Here is a 4,553-nt window from a genome sequence, read left to right on the forward strand (position 1 = left end):
TCGACTGCGCGGCCTGTTCGATCTCGGTGATTAGCGCTTCCTTACCTATCATATTGTTAAGGTAAATCAAACGAAACCGCTTGTCAAGCAGTTGCGAATGATTCGATCCCGGAAGTTCAAGCGATGCGGCCGATGACTCCCGGCTCATATCGCGCGATGTGCGCTCATGCACAAAGCGCTGCCCGCCGGGCACCACGACCGCCTCGCAAACGGCTACTGATTTTTGCGCCGGAAAGTAGCTAGCCAACGGTTCGCCGATCAGCCAAGCTTTTTTTTCACGCTGACCAACCAACAACGCCGTCCCGAGGGACGGCGTTTTGCCTTGTCGCGAACCTGGATCAGAGGCCGATGGCAGCGATGCCGGCCTTCGCGATCTGCGCGTCCTCGTTCGACTTGACACCGCTGACGCCCACGGCGCCGATCACCTGGCCCTCCTTGACGATCGGCACGCCGCCTTCGAGCAGGCCTTCGATGCCCGGCGCGGTCAGGAAGGAGGTCCGGCCGCCGTTGATCATGTCCTCGTAAGTCTTGCTTTCACGGCGGCCCATGGCGGCCGTGTGGGCCTTGGCAGGCGCGATGTGGGCCGACAGGGCCGCTGCACCGTCCAGCCGCTGCAGCCACAGCAGGTTGCCGCCGTCGTCGGCGATCGCAATGGTCACGGCCCAGTTGTTCTTGAGCGCCTCTGCTTCGGCTGCGGCGGCGATGGCCTTGAGGTCTGCGAGCTCGAGAAAGGATTTGGTCTTCATGGTCTTCCAGGAAAGTTGAGCAACCCTGGAGCATAGCGTTCAGGATGGGGGCGGATCGAAATGTCGGATGGCGGGGTTTTTGTGCGGGTCAGGCCTTGCAGCCCCCTAGAATGCGCCCACCTGCAGCGTTGCAGGCAACCCAGGAGCTTTCAGCAATGAACGACCGCGTCAACACCCTCGACACTTCCGTCGGCTACGGCCAGACGCTGCCGCAGGCAGAGCGCCAGCGCGTCCTGCGCAACACCTACTGGCTGCTGGCCCTGAGCCTGCTGCCGACCGTGCTTGGGGCCTGGCTGGGCGTCGCCACCGGCATCACGCGCCCACTGACCGGCGGTCTGGGCCTGATCGTCTTCTTGGGCGGCGCCTTCGGCTTCATGTTCGCGATCGAGAAGACCAAGAACTCGGCTGCCGGCGTGCCGGTGCTGCTGGGCTTCACCTTCTTCATGGGCCTGATGCTGTCRCGSCTGATCGCGATGGTGCTGGGCTTCAAGAACGGCTCCGAGCTGATCATGACGGCCTTTGGCGGCACCGCCGGCGTTTTTTTCGTCATGGCCTCGCTGGCGACCGTGATCAAGCGCGACCTGTCGGGCATGGGCAAGTGGCTCTTCGTCGGCGCGATGGTGCTGATGTTCGGTGCCATCATCAACATCTTCGTCGGCTCCAGCRCCGGCATGATGGCCATTTCGGTGGCCGCCATCGGCATCTTCTCGGCCTTCATGCTCTACGACCTGAAGCAGATCATGGACGGCGGCGAGACCAACTACATCAGCGCCACGCTGGCCCTCTACCTGGACCTTTTCAACGTGTTCCAGAGCCTGCTGGCGCTGCTTGGCATCTTCGGCGGCGAGCGCGACTGAGCACCGGCCTGTAAAGGCCGCCGCGAAGGGCCCCGAGGGGCCCTTTTTTCATGCGCGGTCGAAGACCGCGATCGACTCGACGTGCGCCGTGTGCGGGAACATGTTCACCACGCCGGCGTGGGTGCACCGGTAGCCCGCCTGGTGCACCAGCAGCCCGGCATCGCGCGCCAGCGTCGACGGGTTGCAGCTGACGTAGACGATGCGCTTCGGCGCTCCCCAGCCGCCGTCGTGGGGCTCGACCTGCTGGTGCAGATCGGCCAGCGCCTTGGCGAGCGCGAACGCGCCTTCACGCGGCGGATCGACCAGCCATTTGTCGGCGGCCCCGTCGGCGACCAGCATCGCGGGCGTCATCTCGAACAGGTTGCGGGCGACGAAGGTCGTTGGCGAGAGCACCCGTCGGCCCGGCACCGCGGGGCGGTTGTGCTCGAAGTTGGCGCTGGCGCGCGCCACCAGCGTGTCGCTGCCCTCGATGCCCAGCACCTCGCGAGCCCGGCTCGCGAGCGGCAGCGTGAAATTGCCCAGGCCGCAGAACCAGTCGATCACGCGCTCGTCGGGCTGGACGTCGAGCAGGCGCAGCGCCCGTCCCACCAGCACGCGGTTGATGTGCGGATTCACCTGGGTGAAATCGGTCGGCTTGAACGGCATCGTGACGCCGAATTCGGGCAATGCATAGGACAGCACCGGGCCGCCCTCCTCGAGCAGCCTGACCGTCTCCGGCCCCTTGGACTGCAGCCACCACTGGACCCCCTCGTTGCGGGCGGCAAAGGCCTTTAGGCGCGCCACGTCGGCATCGGACAGTGGCTCCAGGTGCCGCAGCACCAGGGCGATCACGCCGAGCCCGGTGCTGCCGGGCGCATCGCCGCAGGCCAGCTCGATCTGCGGGCAGGTCTCGCGTGCGTCCATCGATCCGATCAGTTCGCGCAGCGGCATCAGCATGGCGCTGACCTGCGCCGGCAGAACCGGGCAGACCTTCATGTCGGCCAGGTAGCGGCTCTTGCGTTCGTGGAAGCCGATCAGCACCGTGCCCTTCTTGACCACGTGGCGCACCGACAGGCGAGCCCGGTAGCGGTAGTGCCAGGTCGGGCCCTCGAGCGGCCGCAGCACGTTCTCGGGCCGCACCTTGCCGAGGTGCCAGAGGTTGTCTTCGAGGGAGCGCTGCTTCACCGCGACTTGCGCCGCCGCATCGAGATGCTGCATCTTGCAGCCGCCACAGGCGCCCGCGTGCAGGCCGAAATGCGGGCAGCCCGGACGCACGCGCTGCGAGGACTCGCGGTTGATCGCGGTAACCGTGCCCTGCTCCCAGTTGTTCTTCTTGCGGTGCACGTTGAAGCGCACCTCCTCGAACGGCAGCGCGCCTTCGATGAACACCACCATGCCGTCGGCCTTGTGCGCCACGCCCTGGGCGTCGAGATCGAGCGACTCGACCTGCAACCATTCATCGCGCGCGGGAGGCGCTGTTTTTTTCTCTGTCGATTCCGTCATCCCCGGATTGTCTCAGGGCAGCGCGGCCCCAGGCGCCGCCCCTTACAGCAGCGCATCGCKCTGCACGCCCGCGCGCACCAGCTGCCGGCGCATCTTGGCCAGCGCCTCGTTCTGGATCTGCCGCACGCGCTCGCGCGTCAGGCCCAGGCGCACGCTGAGCACCTCGAGCGTCTCCGGGTCGCGGTCATGCAGGCCGAAGCGGCCTTCGAGCACCTCGCGCTCGCGCTCGCTCAACGCAAGGATCCAGCGGTCAAGAAGCTTCTCGACCTCGTGCGTCTGCGTGACGCCGGTGGGGTCGCCGCCCTCGTCTTCCRATGCCACCGTGTCGGCCAGCGTGAAGCTGTCATCGCCGCGCTCGCCGCCGGCGTCGAGCGAACGCGGCGCCTCGGCCAGCGCCAGCAGTTCGGCGACCTCCTGCACCTCGCGGCCGAGCAGCGCCGCCACATCCTCGACCCGAACGCCCTCGGGCCGGCGGGCCAGGAAATCGGCATCGCCCTCGAGCGTGCGGCGCGCGCGAACCACCTGGTGCAGTTCGCGCACCACGTGCACCGGCAGGCGGATGGCGCGCGCCTGCATCATCGCCGCCCGCTCGATCGACTGCCGGATCCACCAGGTCGCGTAGGTGGAGAAGCGAAAGCCGCGCTCGGGCTCGAACTTGTTGATCGCGTGCATCAGGCCGAGATTGCCCTCCTCGATCAGGTCGGCCATCGGCACGCCGCGTCCCAGGTAGCTCTTGGCGATATTGACCACGAGGCGCAGGTTGTGCTCGATCATCGACTGCCGCGCAGCGAAGTCACCGCTGCGCACGGCGCAGGCGGTGCGGTATTCCTCGTCGGGCGTGAACAGCTGGGTGCGACGGATCTCGCGCAGGTAGAGGGTCAGCGAATCGCCGCCGCCGAGTTCGGCCGGCAGCAACTCGCCGGCCCTGTCGTCCGGGTCCGGCTCGACGATGTGCGCCGGGGGTGCGATGCCACCGTTGCCCGCCACTCGCCGCACGTCCGCGGTGCGATGAGGGCGAGAGGTGGCCATGGCGCTAGCGCACCGGAAGGTAGCGGGCCGGATCGACCGGCTTGCCCTGGCGGCGGATCTCGAAATGCAGCTTGACGCGGTCGGCGTCGCTGTTGCCCATCTCGGCAATTTTTTGGCCCTTCTGGACCGACTGATCTTCCTTCACCAGCAAGGTGCGGTTGTGCGCGTAGGCCGTGAGGTAGGTGTTGTTGTGCTTCAGGATGATCAGGTTGCCATAGCCGCGCAGCCCCGCACCCGCGTAGACGACGCGGCCGTCCGCGGCGGCCAGCACCGAATCGCCGGCCTTGCCGCTGATGTCGAGGCCCTTGTTCTTGGCTTCGTCGAAACCGGCGATCAGGGAGCCTTGCGCGGGCCAGATCCAACCCACGTCCTCGTCGCCGGAAGCCGCCGCCGGTGGGGTCGGCGAGGCAGTGACCGGAGCCGCCGGCTTGGCTGCCGC

At 67.0% G+C, this 4,553-nt stretch carries 6 protein-coding genes; 1 reads left to right on the forward strand and 5 read right to left on the reverse strand.

Going from position 1 to position 4,553, the window contains the following annotated elements; all coding sequences use genetic code 11:
* Both AC1DY5_RS42935 and AC1DY5_RS42940 read right to left on the reverse strand, forming a co-directional pair.
* Window positions 1-295 (reverse strand): hypothetical protein (locus tag AC1DY5_RS42935; protein WP_478120518.1); only part of this gene is annotated, 295 nt, incomplete at its 3' end.
* A 43-nt stretch (window positions 296-338) separates the two neighbouring features.
* The gene (locus AC1DY5_RS42940; RefSeq protein WP_478120519.1) at window positions 339-746 is read right to left on the reverse strand and encodes a GlcG/HbpS family heme-binding protein; all 408 of its coding nucleotides are present in this window, start codon (window positions 744-746) and stop codon (window positions 339-341) included.
* 155 nt (window positions 747-901) lie between these two features.
* Between AC1DY5_RS42940 and AC1DY5_RS42945 the strand changes: the two genes are divergently transcribed.
* Window positions 902-1,603, forward strand: coding sequence for a Bax inhibitor-1/YccA family protein (locus tag AC1DY5_RS42945; RefSeq protein WP_478120520.1), 702 nt, complete (start codon window positions 902-904; stop codon window positions 1,601-1,603).
* Between the two features lie 48 nt (window positions 1,604-1,651).
* On the opposite strand, the gene rlmD is transcribed toward AC1DY5_RS42945, so the two are convergent.
* From rlmD to AC1DY5_RS42960, 3 genes are all read right to left on the reverse strand, one after another.
* Complete coding sequence (gene rlmD, locus AC1DY5_RS42950; RefSeq protein WP_478120521.1) at window positions 1,652-3,085, reverse strand: 23S rRNA (uracil(1939)-C(5))-methyltransferase RlmD; 1,434 nt, start codon at window positions 3,083-3,085, stop codon at window positions 1,652-1,654.
* A 42-nt stretch (window positions 3,086-3,127) separates the two neighbouring features.
* On the reverse strand, window positions 3,128-4,114 hold the full coding sequence (locus tag AC1DY5_RS42955; protein WP_478120522.1) for a sigma-70 family RNA polymerase sigma factor: 987 nt from the start codon (window positions 4,112-4,114) through the stop codon (window positions 3,128-3,130).
* Between the two features lie 4 nt (window positions 4,115-4,118).
* Window positions 4,119-4,553: peptidoglycan DD-metalloendopeptidase family protein (locus tag AC1DY5_RS42960; protein ID WP_478120523.1), on the reverse strand; the 435-nt coding region annotated here is incomplete at its 5' end.

The organism is Variovorax sp. P4_D9, from assembly GCF_056401695.1.